We start from the raw sequence: 536 nt of genomic DNA on the forward strand, positions 1-536 counted from the left end.
GCGGGTTTTCAACGTTACAGGAACGTCCACTGCGTCAACCACCGCTTTCAAAATCTGTTCGATAATGTCCGGGTATTTGAGCAGTGCGGAACCCGCCAGYYTTTTATTCACTTTTTTGCTGGGCAACCCATGTTGATATCGATGATTTGCGCACCATTTTCAACACTGAATTGCGCGGCATCTGCCATCAGCTGTGGATCGCTGCCCGCGATTTGTACAGAGCGAATGCCCGATTCGCCTTCATGCACCATGCGTTGCTTTGACTTCGACGTTTTCCATAGTTGCGGATTAGAGGACATCATTTCACTGACGGCCATTCCCGCACCATAACGAAGGCACAACTCTCGAAACGGTCTATCCGTTACTCCGGCCATCGGCGCTACGATTAGTTTGTTCTTAAGTTGATAATTTCCGATCTTCAAAACGTCGTCACAGCTTCATACCAGCAAGGGCGCGCATTTTTACGCATTTTTTTCTGCGTGAAAAGACTWATATTTGAGCATTGACAAATTGTTTTTGCAATTTGTATGAATTTC

At 46.3% G+C, this 536-nt stretch carries 1 pseudogene; it reads right to left on the reverse strand.

Annotation, left to right across the window (positions count from 1 at the left end):
- A pseudogene (locus CIK04_RS23435) lies at positions 1-422 on the reverse strand (tRNA-dihydrouridine synthase); the annotation flags it as partial.
- Positions 423-536: the final 114 nt, after the last annotated feature.

Source organism: Vibrio sp. 03_296, assembly GCF_002265885.1.